Annotated in this window: 16 protein-coding genes; 10 read left to right on the top strand and 6 right to left on the bottom strand. The window is 66.2% G+C overall.

What is annotated here, in order from left to right; genetic code table 11:
• Nucleotides 1-164: 164 nt before the first annotated feature.
• Entirely contained in the window at nucleotides 165-1,139 is a 975-nt protein-coding gene (locus ACFYOW_RS09925; RefSeq protein ID WP_387286394.1) for a M23 family metallopeptidase, read from the bottom strand.
• A 126-nt stretch (nucleotides 1,140-1,265) separates the two neighbouring features.
• Here ACFYOW_RS09925 and ACFYOW_RS09920 point away from each other — a divergent pair, with 126 nt between their 5' ends.
• From ACFYOW_RS09920 to ACFYOW_RS09900, 5 genes are all read left to right on the top strand, one after another.
• Nucleotides 1,266-2,432 carry a pyridoxal phosphate-dependent aminotransferase gene (locus ACFYOW_RS09920; RefSeq protein ID WP_387286392.1) on the top strand — a complete coding sequence of 389 codons (1,167 nt, stop codon included), beginning with the start codon at nucleotides 1,266-1,268 and terminating at the stop codon, nucleotides 2,430-2,432.
• A gap of 141 nt (nucleotides 2,433-2,573) precedes the next feature.
• Nucleotides 2,574-3,212 carry a TetR/AcrR family transcriptional regulator gene (locus ACFYOW_RS09915; protein WP_040686341.1) on the top strand — a complete coding sequence of 213 codons (639 nt, stop codon included), beginning with the start codon at nucleotides 2,574-2,576 and terminating at the stop codon, nucleotides 3,210-3,212.
• A gap of 83 nt (nucleotides 3,213-3,295) precedes the next feature.
• The gene (gene purB, locus ACFYOW_RS09910) at nucleotides 3,296-4,717 is read left to right on the top strand and encodes an adenylosuccinate lyase (protein ID WP_387286389.1); all 1,422 of its coding nucleotides are present in this window, start codon (nucleotides 3,296-3,298) and stop codon (nucleotides 4,715-4,717) included.
• A 21-nt stretch (nucleotides 4,718-4,738) separates the two neighbouring features.
• Entirely contained in the window at nucleotides 4,739-5,161 is a 423-nt protein-coding gene (locus ACFYOW_RS09905; protein ID WP_387286387.1) for an HIT family protein, read from the top strand.
• A 148-nt stretch (nucleotides 5,162-5,309) separates the two neighbouring features.
• On the top strand, nucleotides 5,310-6,266 hold the full coding sequence (locus ACFYOW_RS09900; RefSeq protein WP_387286385.1) for an alpha/beta hydrolase: 957 nt from the start codon (nucleotides 5,310-5,312) through the stop codon (nucleotides 6,264-6,266).
• A 2-nt stretch (nucleotides 6,267-6,268) separates the two neighbouring features.
• Here the strand turns inward: ACFYOW_RS09900 and ACFYOW_RS09895 are convergent, their stop codons facing one another.
• Together ACFYOW_RS09895 and ACFYOW_RS09890 are read right to left on the bottom strand one after the other, a co-directional pair.
• Nucleotides 6,269-7,303, bottom strand: a complete 1,035-nt coding sequence (locus tag ACFYOW_RS09895; RefSeq protein ID WP_387286383.1) for a DUF2330 domain-containing protein — start codon at nucleotides 7,301-7,303, stop codon at nucleotides 6,269-6,271.
• A 42-nt stretch (nucleotides 7,304-7,345) separates the two neighbouring features.
• Complete coding sequence (locus ACFYOW_RS09890) at nucleotides 7,346-8,434, bottom strand: alkene reductase (RefSeq protein ID WP_387286381.1); 1,089 nt, start codon at nucleotides 8,432-8,434, stop codon at nucleotides 7,346-7,348.
• Between the two features lie 80 nt (nucleotides 8,435-8,514).
• Here ACFYOW_RS09890 and ACFYOW_RS09885 point away from each other — a divergent pair, with 80 nt between their 5' ends.
• The gene (locus tag ACFYOW_RS09885; RefSeq protein WP_387286379.1) at nucleotides 8,515-8,886 is read left to right on the top strand and encodes a MerR family transcriptional regulator; all 372 of its coding nucleotides are present in this window, start codon (nucleotides 8,515-8,517) and stop codon (nucleotides 8,884-8,886) included.
• A 10-nt stretch (nucleotides 8,887-8,896) separates the two neighbouring features.
• Nucleotides 8,897-11,071 carry a S9 family peptidase gene (locus tag ACFYOW_RS09880; protein WP_387286377.1) on the top strand — a complete coding sequence of 725 codons (2,175 nt, stop codon included), beginning with the start codon at nucleotides 8,897-8,899 and terminating at the stop codon, nucleotides 11,069-11,071.
• Nucleotides 11,072-11,290: 219 nt separating this feature from the next.
• On the opposite strand, the gene ACFYOW_RS09875 is transcribed toward ACFYOW_RS09880, so the two are convergent.
• Nucleotides 11,291-11,581, bottom strand: coding sequence for a hypothetical protein (locus ACFYOW_RS09875; RefSeq protein WP_387286375.1), 291 nt, complete (start codon nucleotides 11,579-11,581; stop codon nucleotides 11,291-11,293).
• A gap of 103 nt (nucleotides 11,582-11,684) precedes the next feature.
• Between ACFYOW_RS09875 and ACFYOW_RS09870 the strand changes: the two genes are divergently transcribed.
• On the top strand, nucleotides 11,685-12,386 hold the full coding sequence (locus ACFYOW_RS09870; protein WP_387286374.1) for a DUF2334 domain-containing protein: 702 nt from the start codon (nucleotides 11,685-11,687) through the stop codon (nucleotides 12,384-12,386).
• 115 nt (nucleotides 12,387-12,501) lie between these two features.
• Here the strand turns inward: ACFYOW_RS09870 and ACFYOW_RS09865 are convergent, their stop codons facing one another.
• Nucleotides 12,502-13,914 carry a glutamate decarboxylase gene (locus ACFYOW_RS09865; protein WP_387286372.1) on the bottom strand — a complete coding sequence of 471 codons (1,413 nt, stop codon included), beginning with the start codon at nucleotides 13,912-13,914 and terminating at the stop codon, nucleotides 12,502-12,504.
• A gap of 232 nt (nucleotides 13,915-14,146) precedes the next feature.
• On the opposite strand from ACFYOW_RS09865, the gene ACFYOW_RS09860 reads away from it, so the two are divergent.
• On the top strand, nucleotides 14,147-15,502 hold the full coding sequence (locus ACFYOW_RS09860) for a dipeptidase (protein WP_387286370.1): 1,356 nt from the start codon (nucleotides 14,147-14,149) through the stop codon (nucleotides 15,500-15,502).
• Nucleotides 15,503-15,600: 98 nt separating this feature from the next.
• Here the strand turns inward: ACFYOW_RS09860 and ACFYOW_RS09855 are convergent, their stop codons facing one another.
• Nucleotides 15,601-16,245, bottom strand: coding sequence for an MBL fold metallo-hydrolase (locus tag ACFYOW_RS09855; RefSeq protein WP_387286368.1), 645 nt, complete (start codon nucleotides 16,243-16,245; stop codon nucleotides 15,601-15,603).
• 95 nt (nucleotides 16,246-16,340) lie between these two features.
• On the opposite strand from ACFYOW_RS09855, the gene purS reads away from it, so the two are divergent.
• A complete protein-coding gene (gene purS, locus ACFYOW_RS09850) occupies nucleotides 16,341-16,580 on the top strand; it encodes a phosphoribosylformylglycinamidine synthase subunit PurS (protein ID WP_040686358.1) in 240 nt (79 codons plus the stop codon).
• The last annotated feature ends 59 nt before the right edge of the window (nucleotides 16,581-16,639 follow it).

The following is a 16,639-nucleotide window of genomic DNA, read 5'->3' as shown; positions in this document are numbered from 1 at the left end:
CGCCCCCGGGGTTCGAGGGGGCGGTTGCTAGGACCCCCGCTATTGGTGGGATGGGGCTTCGACGACTCGGACGCGAGACGGGCCGCGAACGGTCGCTCGTAAGACTCGCTCCGTGGTGGTTGCGTCACGCTGTCTGTCTCGGTCCAGTTGACGCTAGTCCGGGATCAGCCGAAGCTGAGTCCGTGCACCGCCAACCATTGCTGCGGATCGACGTGCTGCCCGTTGATGATGACCTCGAAGTGCAGATGCGGTCCCGTGGAGTCACCGCGGTTTCCCATGCGAGCAATCTGCATACCCGCCGGAACGCGCTCGCCGACCGAAACGAAGAAGTCGTACATATGACCGTAGACGGTGATGCTGCCGTCATCGTGCCGGATCCGCACCCATAGTCCGAATCCCTGCGCGGGTCCCGCATCGATGACGGTGCCGCTGGCGACGGCATAGATCGGGGTGCCGATCGGCCCCGCGATATCGATGCCGTTGTGGAAAGTGCCCCAGCGCGAACCGAATCCGGAGGTGAAGGTGCCGCGCGTGGGTAACACCATGCCGGTGCTGCCGGGCAGCACCGAACCCGTCGTGACCGGCGCGCTGCCCGCCATCCACGGCTGATACTCACCGGACACGGCCGCGGCCGCCTCGGCCTTGGCACGTTCCAGCGTTGTGCGGGCCGCCGCCGCGACCACCTCCTGCTCACGGATGCGCTCGCCGTTGGCGATGGCATTGAGATAGCGCTTCACCGACGGCGGTGTCGACTGCATCTGCTGTGGATAGGCGAAGGCGACGCGTTGTGCTTCGTCCGGGCCGGGCGTGCGATCGGTGACGCTCCAGGTGACCGAGGAATCGGCGGCCGCGAATACGGCCGTGACGCAGACGCCCGCGATCAGGATCCGGTGCTTGCGCAATAGCATGCGATAGTCGGGTTTGGGGCGGTCCTCCCACAGCGCGTGCAGGTCGGGCGGTGGCTGCCGACGCAGCCAGACCAGGCCGTCCATGCACTCACCGAGCACCGCGCGCGCCCGCCCCCGCAATTCGGATTCGCGCCGTTCCCGCAACTTGGCACGCCAATCGGGGGGTATGACACCGATGCCACCCACCCCGGGTACTCGGTCCAGCCGCGCACGGCGCGCCTTGTCAAGCATTAACGCCGACCATAACCCGCGCCGCATGCCGCGCACATGACGAACCACGGGTGGGTCGCATTTCGGTCCGGCAAAAGCCGAGCATCGGCGCACACCCGACGTGCGGGACCGTCTACCGTACGTCGGGTGTCCAGAGAATCTCGCCGGTCGACCATTCCACCTTTCTACGTGATGGATGTCTGGAAAGCTGCCGCGGAACGGGCCAGGACGCACGGCGATGTGCTGGTGCTGGCGGCCGGGCAGCCCTCGACGCCGGCACCCGCCCCGGTGCTGCGCGCGACGAAGACGGCGATTGATTCCGAATTACTCGGCTACACAGAGACATTCGGCATTCTGCCGCTGCGCGAGGCGATCGCCGAACACCACCGCGATACCTACGGATACGCCGTCGAACCCGATGACGTCGTGGTGACGACCGGCTCCTCCGGCGCGTTCACCCTCATCTTCCTGGCCGCATTCGACGCCGGGGACACGGTCGTGGTGGCCAGGCCCGGATACCCGGCCTATCGGAACTCCCTTACCGCCCTTGGCTGTCGCGTCATCGAACTCGATTGCGGTGCGGAGACTCGATTCCAGCCGACGGTCGCCATGCTGGAGGCGCTCCCGGAGCCGCCCGCGGGCCTGATCGTGGCCAGTCCGGCCAACCCGACCGGCACCATGATCGATCCGGATGAGCTCGCCGCGCTGGCCCGCTGGTGCGATGCGCATGACACCCTGCTGATCTCCGACGAGATCTACCACGGCATCACCTACCAGGGCCTCAGCGGCGGCCGGACATCATCGGCCTGGGAGACCTCGCGCGAATCCGTGGTCATCGGTTCGGTCTCGAAATACTTCTCGATGACCGGCTGGCGGCTCGGTTGGATGCTGGCGCCGAGCGGATTGCGACCCGCGCTGCAGCGACTCGCATCCAATATGACCGTGTGTCCGCCCGCGGTCTCGCAGTTCGCGGCGCTGCATGCGTTCGGCGCCGAGGCCAAGGAGGAACTCGACGGTCACGTCCGGCGCTACGCGGTGAATCGGCAACTGCTGCTGGAGGGGTTGCCCAAGCTCGGCATCACCGAGCTGGCCCCGGCCGACGGCGCCTTCTACGCCTACGCCGATATCGGCCACCTCACCGACGATTCCCGGAAGTGGTGTGCCGAGGTGCTCGACCACACCGGAGTCGCCTTGGCCCCAGGAATCGACTTCGATACCGCGGCGGGGCACCGGACGGTACGGTTCTCCTTCGCCGGAGCTACCGCGGACATCGAGGCGGCACTCGTTCGGCTGGGTCATTATCTGCGTGGTTGATCACGCTGTCCGACAACAAGTTTGCACAGTTCGGCACCATGAACGAGCAGATGCGGTAAAACAACGATGGCTGGGCTTTCACTCTTTGGGTTTCCTCTGATTTCGCACGGATGAGCTGATGATGACTGGCACGATGGCACGGTGATAACCGCGACGACCCCGAAAGGCGAACGGCGTCGCCAGGCTTTGGTAGCGGCCGCCGCCGAGTTGTTACTCGAAGGCGGATTCGATGCGGTGCGGCATCGCTCGGTCGCAACGCGCGCCGACCTTCCGCTGGCGTCGACGACGTACTACTTCGAGTCGCTCGATGATCTGATCGCGCGAGCGGTCGAATTCAGCGGCAATGCGGAGCTGGACGCGATGCGGCGCCGGGTCGGCGAGGTGAGCCACCGCAGACGCGGCGCGGAGGCGACCGTCGACCTGGTGTTGGACCTGCTGGTGGGGTCGGACGGAAACGACGAGGGCGCACGCGGGCAGCTCATCGCGCGCTATGAGCGATCGGTGGCCTCGGCGCGGCATCCGGAACTGCGGGAAGTCCAGCTCCGACTAAGGGCGCAGCTGGACGAGCTGCTCGCCGATGTGCTGCGCCGCTCCGATCGGGCGGTTCGGGCGGAGCAGTTGCGCAGGATGGTCGCGGTGGTCGACGGGGCCGTGGTGGCGGCGCTGAGCGAAATGGACCCTGAGCCAAGGCGAATGGCGCGCGGTGCGTTGCTCGAGGTCATCGATATCGTCGCGCCCGCGACGCCGCAGCAGGTCGACAGGTTCCGGACACTAGACTGACTGGACGTGAGAGAGCGCAGCGAGCGAACCAAAGGCACAGCGCCCAGGCGTACGACGGAGCCGAGCGCTAGCGAGGCGCAGTCGTGAGCCTCGTCCCGAACGTCCTTGCCACCCGATACGCCAGCCCCGAGTTGGTGCATCTCTGGTCGCCCGAGAACAAGATCGTGCTCGAGCGGCGGCTGTGGCTGGAGGTGTTGCGGGCGCAGTCCGAACTCGGCATCGATCTGCCCGCCGGCGTCATCGACGACTACGAGCGGGTCATCGATCAGGTGGATCTCGCCTCGATCGCCGAGCGTGAGCGGGTCACCCGCCACGACGTGAAGGCGCGCATCGAGGAATTCAATGCGCTGGCCGGGCACGAGCATGTGCACAAGGGCATGACCAGCCGCGATCTCACCGAGAATGTGGAGCAGCTGCAGATCCGGCTCTCGCTCGAGCATGTGCACGCGCACGGTGTCGCGGTGGCGGCGCGGTTGGCCGAGCGGGCCGCCGAGTACCACGCGCGAGTGATGGCGGGCCGTTCGCACAATGTCGCCGCCCAGGCCACCACGCTCGGTAAGCGGTTCGCCTCCGCCGCCGACGAGCTGCTGATCGCGCTGACCCGCCTGCGTGAGCTCATCGACCGCTACCCGCTGCGCGGTATCAAGGGTCCGATGGGCACCGCGCAGGACATGCTCGATCTGCTCGGCGGCGATTCGGCCAAGCTTGCGACGTTGGAGCAGCAGGTCGCGCGGCATCTCGGTTTCGCGAATGTGCTGACAAGTGTCGGCCAGGTGTATCCGCGCTCGCTCGATCACGATGTGCTGTCGGCGCTCGTGCAGGTCGGTGCGGGTCCGTCGTCGTTTGCGCACACCATCCGGCTGATGGCGGGCCACGAGCTGGTCACCGAGGGTTTCCAGCCCGGCCAGGTCGGCAGCTCCGCGATGCCGCACAAGATGAACACCCGCTCCTGTGAGCGCGTGAACGGGCTGCAGGTGGTGCTGCGCGGTTATGCCTCGATGGCCGCCGAACTCGCTGGCGCGCAATGGAATGAGGGCGATGTCTTCTGCTCGGTGGTGCGTCGTGTCGCGCTGCCGGACGCCTTCTTCGCCATCGACGGCATGATCGAAACCTTCCTCACCGTGCTCACCGAATTCGGCGCCTACCCGGCCGTCATCTCCCGCGAACTCGACCGCTACCTGCCCTTCCTCGCCACCACCCGCATGCTCATCGCCGCTGTGCGCGCCGGGGTGGGCCGCGAAACCGCCCACGAGGTGATCAAGGAACACGCCGTAGCGGTCGCGCTCGCCATGCGCGAACAGGGGCGCGAACCCGACCTGCTGGACCGCCTGGCCGCCGACTCCCGCTTCCCCTTGGACCGCGCCGAATTGGATGCCGCCTTGGCCGATAAGTCCGCCTTCATCGGCGCGGCCGAAGCCCAGGTTTCCGATGTGGTCGCCGCCGTCCAGAAGTTGGTGGACCAGTACCCCGACGCCGCTCGCTACACCCCCTCGCCGATCCTCTAGCGATCGGCCATAGTGATCGGCGTGAATCCGTACACGATCTTTGCCGACATTGTGGCTGGGCGGGCCGAGGCCAGCCGGGTGTATGAGGACGATGATGTGGTGGCGTTCATGGATATTCGGCCCATGACGCCGGGGCACTTACTCGTGGTGCCGAAGGTGGCGGCACGGAGTCTGGCGGAATTGGATCCGGCGGTCGGGGGGAAGTTGTTCCAGGTGGCGCAGAAATTGGCGGGGGCGCTGCGGGACAGCGAGGTGGGGTGTGATGGCGTCAACTTCTTCTTGGCCGACGGGGTGACCGCAGGTCAGGAAGTGTTCCATGTGCACCTGCACGTCATCCCGCGGACACCGGGTGACGGCTTCGGATTACGTGGCCGGCCGACCCGTCCGCACCGCGCTGACCTGGACTATCTGGCGAGTTCGATCCGCGGCGCGCTCGAGCGCTGAGGCGTCGCCGGGCCGGGCTGTGACCGCTGTGAAAGTTATTACCTACCGGAAGGTTTGCCGCGGAAACGCCGGATAACGAATCTCTTCTCCAACGTCTCGACGTGAGTTACGTTGAAGGCCATTGTCATGCGGTGATGGAGGTAGGTTCGTGCGGCGAACGAAGATTGCTGTTGCGGTGCTCGCCTTTGCGACCGCACTGATGGGACCCATGCTCGTCGAGCCGGCCACGGCATCGGCCGCACTGATCGATCGGATCGATGAACTGAGCACGACGCGCTCGGCGCTGTTCATCGAATCGCCATCGATGGGACGGATCATTCAAGTCGAGGTTCTGCACCCGGCGGGCGGCGGCTCGCATCCGTCCTTCTACCTGTTGGACGGCCTCGATCCGGGCATCAACCAGAGCACATGGACCAATGCCACCGACGCCGAATCCTTCTTCCGAAGTAAGAACGTCAATGTGGTGCTGCCGGTCGGCGGCCAGGCCAGCTACTACACCGACTGGCAGCGCGACGATCCCAAATTCGGCCGCTACCAGTGGGAAACCTTCCTGACCGAGGAGTTGCCGCCGATCATCGACGCCCGATACGGCAATGGTGTCAATGCCATCGGCGGTCTGTCCATGGGCGGCAGTGCGGCCTTCATCCTCGCCGCCCGCCATCCCGAGTTGTACCGGGCGATCGCGGGCTACAGCGCCTGTCCCGACACAACTCTCGCCATGGGCGCGGTGATGTTCTCCATCGCCAACCGCGGCGGCGACCCGGTGAATATGTGGGGCGGTCCCGGCAGCCCGGCCTGGGCCGAACACGATGCGGCGGCGCTCGCGGATCGCTTGCGCGGCAAGACGATCTACCTCTCCACCGGCACCGGTATACCCGGTCCGCACGAGGCCGAGGTCAAACCCCAACTGGGCGAGAACATCGTCCTCGGTGGCCCAGTCGAGGTCGGCGTGAACACCTGCGTCATCTCGTTCGAACAGCGGCTGCGTTCCCTCGGCATCCCAGCCGAGGTCGATTACAGTCCGACCGGAACCCACTCCTGGTCCTACTGGCAGGACACCCTGCACGCCTCCTGGCCGACCATCGGTCCGGCGATCGGAGCCTGAGGTCAGGCCCGCAGCACGCGGACGATGGCGAACACCACGACGATCGCGGCCAGGAAGACCGTGCCGAGAATGACGATGCCCGCGGGCGCGCCGAATAGTTCGACGTTCTCGGTTCGGTGGATCGTCTGGTAGACCTCCGCATCGCTGGCATCGGCCTCGAAGGCGAAGTCGGAGCGGATATCCGCAGGGCTATCGATCGAAATCCGCAGTTCGGTCAGGTAGTTGCGGCCATTCGTCGTCACCGGCGCGAGTTCTGGATCCGATGTGGCGACCCGGCCCGCGAAATCGACGTGCACGCTCTGTGCGGTGGCATCGGGATCAGAGCGTCGCACGCGATGCTCGCTCAGCGCGTAAAGGTGCACGTACTGGGCCTGTTTGGCGGCACTCGACATGCGCATCGGATAGATGAACCGATCCGAATCGAAGGTCAGCCGCACCGGATCTATTGCGCCGTCGAGCGGTTGGGCGCTGGTGAGGCGCATAGCGACGAAGGACCAGTTCTCGCGCAGATACGGCTCCAGGGTGCTGACGACCTCGGGGCGCATCTCGTAGCCGTTGTCGCTCAGCCACTTTCGAATGCCATCCAAGTTGCCGCCGGACAGGGTGGTCGCCTCCAGCGGGCCGAGTTGCACGCGGTCGAGGACGGTCGGGCCGCCACCGGCAGCGCTCATTGCGCCATGGCCCGCGGAGTCGCTGGAACCCGAGCCGAACCATCGACGCTGGGTGATGACCCTGGGTGCGGTCAAGCCCGCCAGTTCGGCAAAGGTCGCGGCGGAGCCACCCGCGACGGTCGCGGGCTTCGGTGTCGGCACGATCAGCGCCGCCTGATCGGTGCCGGATTTCAGCGCGAGCCGCATGAGCACGGTCTCCCGCTGACCGTCCCAGCTGACCAGCGCAGTCTCCTCGCGCACCGACGCCAGGTGACCCGGCCGATTGGCGACCCCGCCGCACGCGCATGCGGAAGCCGGTGCAAGCGCGCCGATTCCAGCTGTGGTGAACAGCATCCCGATGACGGCCAGCAGGTGAACAGCACGCATGGCCGCGAGCCTAATGGGCTGCGCGGCCGTGCGGCCGGACCGTCAGGCACACCGCGTTTCGCGCAAATCCCAGCTCGGATAGTCGCTGTACCCAGCCGCCTCGCGCCCGTAGAGCAGCTCTTCGCGGATCGAAGCCAGCGGCAGATCGTGCGTAATACGTTCCACCAGATCGGGATTGGCGATGAAAGCGCGTCCGAACGACACCAGATCGGCGAGCCCTTGCCCGAGCACCGCCTCGGCATCGATCGCGCTGGTCGGCTTGCGGTTCTCACCGATATTCGCGATGAGCGTGCCGTGCCAGCGCGGCCGCAGATCGGCCAGGGCGGGATAGTCGTCGTTGTCGGTCAGATGTAGATAGGCCAGGTCGCGGCGATCCAACTCGGCCACCAGCGTGCGGTACAGCGGTGCCGGATCGGCCTCGTACATATTGAACTGCGGGTTGCCCGGTGACAGGCGAATAGCGGTCCGGTGCGATCCGACGGCCCCGACGACCGCGTCGACGATGGCCAGCGGCGCGCGCATGCGGTTCTCGACCGAGCCGCCGAATTCATCGGTGCGCAGATTGGTGTTATCGGCCAGGAACTGGTGCGGCAGATAGCTATTGGCGCCGTGGATCTCGACACCGTCGAAGCCCGCCGCGATCGCGTTGGCCGCAGCTGCCGCGAAATGCTCGACCACCGCGGCGATTCCGGCACGGCTGTACGCACCCGGCGTGATCGGATCGGCCTTGGTGCCGTCGAGCAGGTGCGGCCGATCGTCATCCAACACCGACGACGGTCCGGTAGGCCATGAGCCGTCGACCCGCGCCAACGGATGTCCCTTCCGGCCTCCGTGCATCAACTGTGCGACGATCCGCCCGCCCGCCGCGTGCACCGCATCGGTGACCTTCCGCCAGGCATCGACATGGCGACCCGTCTGCAGGCCCGGCACCCAGGCCTCGCTCTGGCCGGTCGTATGCGGCCAGATGCCCTCGGTCACGATCAGTCCGGCCGTTGCCCGCTGCGCGTAGTAGTCGACGACATCGGCGGTCGGCGAACCGTCCGGATGCGAGCGCAACCGGGTCATCGGTGACATGACGATGCGATTGGGCAGAGCCAGACCATGGTTGCGGTATTCGCTCAATAGCTGCATGACGGCACCATAAAACCTGACATCGATGTGAGGTCAAGTAAGCTTGTTGTCGGCAAAAGGTCCGGGAAGGCGGAACGGATATGCGCATCGGCGAGCTGGCCGAGCGGACCGGGGTGAGCGTCCGGTCGCTGCGGTACTACGAGGACAAGGGCATGCTCGGATCCGAGCGCACCGCCGGTGGTCAGCGCGAATATCCGGAGTCTGCGGTCGCCCGGGTGCTGCGCATACGCGAAATGTTCGCCGCGGGCATCGGCAGCGATACCGTCAGCCAGCTGCTGCCGTGTATTCATGACGAAGACGGCACACCGAACGAGCTGGCGACACCGTTCCTGGTGGACAAGCTGGCCGAGGAGCGCCGCCGCATCGACCAGGCCATGGCCGATCTGCACCGGGCGGGCGCGGTACTCGACGAGATCCTCCGAGCGGCGGGCGGTGCGCAGCCCGAACAGTAGGGTGGAGCCCATGGCTCTCGATAGTGGAATCGGAACGCTCGCCGGTTCGGGTGATGTGACGGCGCCGGTCGCCAAGACGGTGCGCACCGAGCGGGTGCACCACGGCGATGTCTTCATCGATGAGTACGAATGGCTCCGCGATAAGGAAAACTCCGAGGTCATCGCCTACCTCGAGGCCGAGAACGCCTACACCGAGGCGCAGACCGCCCATCTCGGCGGACTGCGGAACAGGATCTTCGACGAGATCAAGTCGCGCACCCAGGAGACCGATCTGTCGGTGCCGACCCGGATGGGCGAGTACTGGTACTACTCGCGCAGCTTCGAGGGCAAGCAGTACGGCGTGCACTGCCGTTGTCCCATCGCAATAGCTACGGCCGAAGGGATCGATGCCTGGACCCCGCCGCAGCTCGAGGTCGATACCGAGATCCCCGGGGAGCAGGTGCTGCTCGACAGCAACCAGGTCGCCGAGGGCCACGACTTCTTCGCACTGGGCGCGTTCTCGGTCAGCCATGACGGCAACCTGCTCGCGTACTCGGTCGACACCAGCGGTGACGAGCGCTATCTGCTGCGCTTCAAAGATCTGCGCACCGGCGAGGTACTCGCCGACGAGATCGCGGGCACCGCACCCGGCGCGACCTGGTCGCTGGACGGCACGCACGTCTTCTATCAGACGGTCGACGAATCCTGGCGGCCCGACACCGTGTGGCGGCACCGGCTCGGTACGGGCAAGGACGACGACGTCAAGGTCTTCCACGAGCCCGATGAGCGCTACTGGGTGAGCATCGGCGCGACGCGCTCGGAGAAGTACCTGATGATCTGGGTCGGCTCCAAGATCACCACCGAGGGCTGGGTGCTCGAGTCCGATAATCCGGAAGGGGATTTCCGGGTCATCATTGCGCGCCGCGATGGCGTCGAGTACTCCGCCGAGCACGCGGTGGTCGGCGGCGAGGACCGTTTCCTGATCCTGCACAACGATGTCGTGGACGGGGTGAAGGCCGAGAACTTCGTACTCGCCGAGGCGCCGGTATCGGATCCGTCGAATATGACGCTGCTGATCGGCCATCGCGACGATGTGCGGCTCGAGGATATCGATCCGTTCGCCAGTCATCTGGTGCTGAGCTACCGGCGCGAAGCCCTGACCCGCGTCGCTATTTGGCCGCTGACCGAATCCGGCTACGGCGAGCGGCGCGAACTCGAATTCGATCTGGAACTCTTCGCGGTCGGTTCCGGTGCCAATCCGGAGTGGGAGCAGCCGACGCTGCGAATCGGGCTGACCTCGTTCATCACGCCGATGCAGGTCTTCGACTATGTGCCCGCCACCGGTGAGCTGCTGCTGCGCAAGGAGCAGCCGGTGCTCGGCGGCTATGACGCGAACGACTATGAGCAGCACCGGGATTGGGCGATCGCCGCGGACGGCACCCGGATTCCGATCTCGCTGGTGCGGAAGAAGGGTCTGCCCGAGGGGCCGAAACCGCTGCTGCTGTACGGATACGGCTCCTACGAGGCCAGTATGGATCCGTCCTTCTCGGTATCGCGGCTTTCGCTGCTCGATCGCGGCATGGTGTTCGCGGTGGCGCATGTGCGTGGTGGCGGTGAAATGGGGCGGCTCTGGTACGAGAACGGCAAGACGCTCACCAAGAAGAACACCTTCACCGATTTCGTCTCCTGCGCAAGGCATCTCATCGATACCGGCGTAACCTCCGCGGACCGGGTGATCGCCGACGGCGGCAGTGCGGGCGGCCTGCTGGTGGGTGCGGTAGCGAACCTGGCACCCGAGTTGTTCAAGGGCATTCTGGCCAACGTACCGTTCGTCGACCCGCTCACCTCGATCCTCGACCCGTCGCTGCCGCTCACCGTCATCGAATGGGACGAGTGGGGAAATCCATTGGCGGACAAGGACGTCTACGATTACATGAAGTCCTACGCGCCCTACGAGAACATCGAGGCCAAGGACTACCCGGCCATTCTGGCCATCACCAGCATCAACGACACCCGCGTGCTCTATGTCGAACCCGCCAAATGGGTCGCCAAACTGCGCGCCACCAAGACCGGCGACACACCGCTGCTGCTCAAGACCGAAATGAGCGCGGGCCACGGCGGTGTCAGCGGCCGCTACGAGAAGTGGAAGGAAGTCGCCTTCGAATACGCCTGGGTGCTCGACACCCTCGGCCTGGCCGACGCGTAGCTTCCGTGCGCGGCCGGTTCACCCCGGCCGCTCACCGGCGGGTACCAATAGTTTGCCGAGCAGCGTCGTGAGCTGGCGGAGGTCAGCGCTGCGAAGGTGTCATCGAGGTAGGCCGAAATGGCCGCCTCCGCCCATCCGCTTGCCTACACCCTCGGCACCGACTTCGAACCGGCTGTCCGGGTGCCGAGGGCGCAGGTACTGCACTGGGAGCGGTGGTGGTCAGAGGCCGCAGGTACGCATGTTGTCCAGGAACGTTGCGCGATCGCTGTCGCGGAATTGCTCGATCCCCTGGTATGCGCCGTTCGCATCCATGATCGCGATGTAGGCGTCGGCGATCTGATCCGGCGTCGCGTCGGGAGTCTTGCTGCGCACCTGGTTGACGAATCCCTGTGTGGCCGTGCATGTTTCGTCTTGACTGAAGATCTGGGGGTCGCCCGGATCGGCTAGCGCCGTAGCCGGTGCGATGAGCAGGAGTGGAACTGACAGAGCACTGAGCAGGGCTGTCTTCACGCCGGAGATCCTAGGGCAGATGTGCCGCGGGCGGAACGCAGTGTTCGTCGGCGGGTCATCCGCCCTGCACGCCGAGTACATCTGCGGCTGGCACCGTAAGGCCATGAACGCTGAGCTGATCGTGTCGATTTCCGGGATCCGGGACACCACGCGGGACGCGGCTATCGAATTCGCGGCCGAAATGGATCGCCGCGATGTGCGGCTTTCGCTGCTGGTCGCGCCCCGGTTGAAGGGTGGCTACCGGCTGCTGGAAGATCCGGCGACGCAGTCGTGGCTGCGCGGTCGGCGGGCCCGCGGCGATGCGATCGTGCTGCACGGCTACGACCAGGCGGCGACCAAGCGCCGCCGAGCCGAATTCGCCACCCTGCCCCGGCACGAGGCGCGCCTGCGGCTGACCGCGGCGGATCGGGTGCTCGAGCAGGTGGATCTGCGCACCCGGCTGTTCGCGGCGCCGCGCTGGGATGCCTCTGCGGGCGCCATCGAGGCGCTGCCCGAGGCCGGTTTCCGGCTCGCGCTCGGGTTGACCTCGATTCTCGATCTCGAGCGCAATATCGCCCAGAAGGCGCGGGTCTACGGCATGGGCGAGGGTTTCCGCGCCGAGCCGTGGTGGTGTCGCGCGCTGGTGCTCGGCGCGGCGAGGACCGCGCGTCGCGGCGGTGTGCTGCGGCTGGCCGTTTCCGCCGCGCAGCTCGGCCGTTCCGGACCGCGGCAGGCGATGCGCGACGCGGTCGATCTCGCTTTGCTCCACGGCGCCGCCAGCGACGTGTACCGCTGGGAGCCGTTCGCCGCCGTCAAGGCGGCCTGATCGGGTCCGCCGGAAGCCGTGCAGGGGTGTGGTCGGCACCGCCCGCACGAGGCGCCGCCGCCCGTAATGGCGTGACCGGGCGGCGGCGCGCGGCGTAATCGGCGCTCCGCCAGCGCTATTCGCGGCTCGGTCGGACGGGTTCGGCCTTCTCGCTCGGTACGGCCGCGGTCGCGTTATGCGTGAATCCGCCCGCTTCCTCGCGGGTGAGCGGTTTGGCTTGTGGATGCTTTTCCAGTTGCGCCATACTGCGCGCGATATCGGCGAGCAGCAGGTCGGCCATATCGATGCTGAACCCGTGCCGGACCAGTGCGCGCATGATCGTCTCGTTCTCGCGGTCGGCGGGCAGCGGATACGCGGCGATCAACCACCCCCTGGTCCGTAGCCGATCCGACAGCTCGTAGAGATTGAAGCCGACATCCTCGGTCAGCCGCCACGACACCGCCGCGATGCCCCGATGTGGATCGCCGCCGTGGATCATCTCGAACGGCCCGAGTTTCAGCAGGCCATCGGCCAGATGCTGGGCGACGTGGTAGAGCTGGGACTGCAGGCGGGTGTATCCGGTGCGGCCGAGCCGGATGAATTCGTAGTACGAGGTGATCACCTGCCCGCCGGGGCGGGAGAAGTTGAGATTGAAGGTGGCCATGCTGCCGCCGAGGTAATCCACATTGAAGATCAGCTCTTCGGGTAGATCGGCGGCCTCGCGCCAGATCGCCCAGCCCGAGCCGAGCGGCGCGAGCCCGGTCTTGTGGCCGGAGGCATTGATCGATTTGACGCGCGGCAGCCGGAAATCCCAGATCAGATCCGGTGCGGTGAACGGCGCGAGGAATCCGCCGCTGGCGGCGTCGACATGGATGGGGATATCCAGGCCGCTGACCTCCTGCAGCCGGTCCAGCGCCTTGCTTATCTCGGCGACATCCTCGAACAGGCCGGTGTAGGTCTGCCCGAAGGTCGGCACCACCATGATGGTGCGCGCATCGCAGTAGGCGGCGACATCGTCGGGATGCATGGTCAGCCGGTCCCCGCGCAGCGGAATCTGGCGGATCTCCACATCGAAATAGCGCGCGAACTTTTCCCAGCACACCTGCACCGGGCCGCAGACGAAATTCGGGGTTCCGGTGCCGCCACGCTTGCGCCAGCGGAATTTGGCGGCCAGACCGCCGAGCATCGCGGCCTCGCTCGAGCCGGTGGTCGAGGTGCCGTGCGTGCCTGCCGGATCCGGCGCATGCCACAGATCGGCGACCATCCGCACGCACCGGCGCTCCAATTCGGCGGTCTGCGGGTATTCGTCCTTGTCGACGATGTTCTTGTCCAGGGATTCGTTCATCAGCCTGCGCGCCTGGTCGTCCACCCAGGTGGTGCAGAACGTCGCGAGATTCATCCGGGAGACGCCGTCGAGCATCAGCTCGTCGTGCACGATCTCGTAGGCGACCTGTGGGAACAACTCGTTGATCGGAAAGCCGGCCTTCGGCGCCGACCGGCGCAGGCCCGGCAGGGCGAATAGGTCGTCGGGCTCCAGTCCTTCTGTCATCGAACCGCCTCCGAATATGGATCGCGTGATGTTTGCGAAAACAGTGGCAACCAGCGTCGACGTTTCAGCATGTCACAGCGGCGACCGGATTTTCGGTGTTCCGAACCGGACGACACAGACCGATCGGTCGGCTGAGTTCTCCGCGGGCACCGAGTGGTTCATGCCAGAGTTGGCGGGCGGCGCGTGGTCGGCCGCTTCTGTGCCGGATCGGATCTGAAATGAGGTTTCGCAGATGATCGACGACTCCCGCACCGCGGCGCTGCGCCAGCGGGTGGCCGCGCTGATGCCGCAGGCGAAAACCGATCTCACCCAACTGGTTTCGTTCAAGTCGGTGGCCGATCCCCGACAGTTCCCGCTGGAGGAATGCGACCGGACCGCGCAGTGGGTGGCCGACGCATTCGCCGGGGCGGGCCTTACCAAGGTGGGTCTGCACGAAACTCCCGACGGCAGTAAGGCCGTCATCGCCTCGCGTCCCGCGCCGAACGGTGCGCCGACGGTATTGCTCTACTGCCACTACGACGTGCAGCCGCCGCTCGACGACGATGCCTGGCGCACGCCGGTCTGGGAGCTGACCGAGAAGGACGGCCGCTGGTACGGGCGCGGCAGTGCGGACTGCAAGGGCAATATCGTGATGCACCTGACCGCGCTGCGGGCCCTCGGCGCGGAACTGCCGCTCGGGGTGACGCTGGTCGCGGAGGGCTCCGAGGAGCAGGGCACGGGCGGACTCGAACAATTCGTCGAGGCCAATCCGGATCTTCTGCGCGCGGATGCGATTCTGATCGGCGACTGCGGCAATTTCGCGATCGGGGTGCCGACCTTGACCGAGACTCTGCGCGGCAGCGTGAACGTTGTCGTCACCATCGAAACCCTCGCCGGGCCAATGCATTCCGGCATGTTCGGCGGTCCTGCCCCCGATGCGCTCGCCGCGCTCGTCCACCTGCTCGCCTCCCTGCGCGACGAACACGGCAACACCACGGTGGACGGACTGCCCAATTATCAGAGCTGGACCGGTGTGCAGTACTCGGAGGACCAATTCCGCGCGGACGCAGGCGTACTCGGCGGCGTCGAACTCATCGGTGACGGCACGGTCGCCGATATGCTCTGGGCGCGACCGGCTTTGACGGTGCTCGGCATCGACGCGCCGAAGGTGGTCGGGTCAGCGGCGGCCATCCAGCCCGCCGCGCGAGCCCGGCTCAACCTGCGCATTCCGCCGGGCGCCGATCCCGACCAGGCGCTGGAACTGCTGACCGCACACCTGCGTGCGCATACGCCGTGGCGCGCAAAACTCTCCGTGGAAACCGAGTCGACCGGCGCACCGTTCCGATCGGCCAGCGGCGGACCCGCCCGCACCGCCATGGAAGCCGCACTCACCGCCTCATACGGCCGCCCGACCACGACCCAGGGCCAGGGCGGCTCGATCCCGCTGTGCAATGTCTTCGCCGCCACCTACCCGCACGCCGAGATCATGCTGCTGGGCGTCGAAGAACCCAAATGCCTGATCCACGCCCCCAACGAAAGCGTCGCCCCCTCCGAAATCGAACACATGGCCCTCGCCGAGGCCCTCTTCCTCACCACCTACGCCGAATAGGGCCGCTGAGAGGCGTTGGACACCTGATCACCATGCATCCTTGGCGGACCCTCTCGACATTTGCCGCCAGGGATACATGGTGATCAACAGTTCAGGAGTTAGAGGTCGCGCTGGGCCTCGGGGGGGATGACGGTGAATTCTGTGGTGGTGGGGCCCATTTCGGATAGGCGGCCGAAGTAGATGCCCTGGGCTTCGGGTTGGATGATGCCGAAGTGGATGGGGAAGGCGGTGCGGGGAGCGACTGCGCGCAGGTAGTCGACGGCCTCGCTGATGCGCATCCACGGTGCGGATGCTGGAATCGCGAGGACGCCGACCGGTACCGGTGGCACCCACAGTGAGTCGCCGGGGTGCACGAGTTGGGCCGGATCGTCCGGGGTGCCGAGTTGGAAGACGGTGTTGTCGATCACCGGGATCTCGGGGTGGATCACCGCGTGCCTGCCGCCGCCTCCGGTGATCTGGAGATCACCGAGGGTGATCACGTTGCCCGCGTGCACCGGCTCCCACGGCTCGCCGCGCTGCTGTGCGGTCTGTGGATCACTGAACAGGCGCGCGTCCGGGTTGTTGTCGAGCAGCGCCTCGATCCGGCTCGGATCGATATGGTCGGGATGCTGGTGGGTGACGGCGATGGCGTCCAGGCCGGTAATGCCCTCGAAGCCGTGCGAGAAGGTGCCCGGATCGAACAGCACCTTCTTGCCGTGCAATTCGACGAGGATGCAGGAGTGGCCGAAGTGGGCTATGCGCATGGGGCCATGCTATTTGACTCGACCCCGACCGTAGCTCGGACAAGCTGGACAACTACGCTGCTCAGGTAACCCCAACACCACCTGAGGAGCAACGCGTGGCACGAGTCGTGGTCGAGGTGATGCCGAAGGCCGAGATCCTGGATCCGCAGGGTCAGGCCATCGCCGGCGCGCTCCCGCGCCTGGGATTCGCCGGAGTGTCGGATGTGCGGCAGGGCAAGCGATTCGAACTCGATGTCGACGACAGTGTCAGCGACGCTGAGCTCGAACAGATCGCCGAGGCGCTGCTCGCCAACACTGTGATCGAGGACTGGAAGGTCGTGCGGGTCTCGGCATGAGTGAGCGCAGCGAGCGAATCAAAAACACAGCCGCCCTTGCGGGCATGACGGAGCCGAGC

The organism is Nocardia sp. NPDC006982 (assembly GCF_042869435.1).
In the GTDB taxonomy this organism is placed as follows: Bacteria; Actinomycetota; Actinomycetes; order Mycobacteriales; family Mycobacteriaceae; genus Nocardia.
The sequence above is the reverse complement of the archived record's forward strand: the minus strand, read 5'-3'. Positions and strand labels throughout refer to the sequence as shown.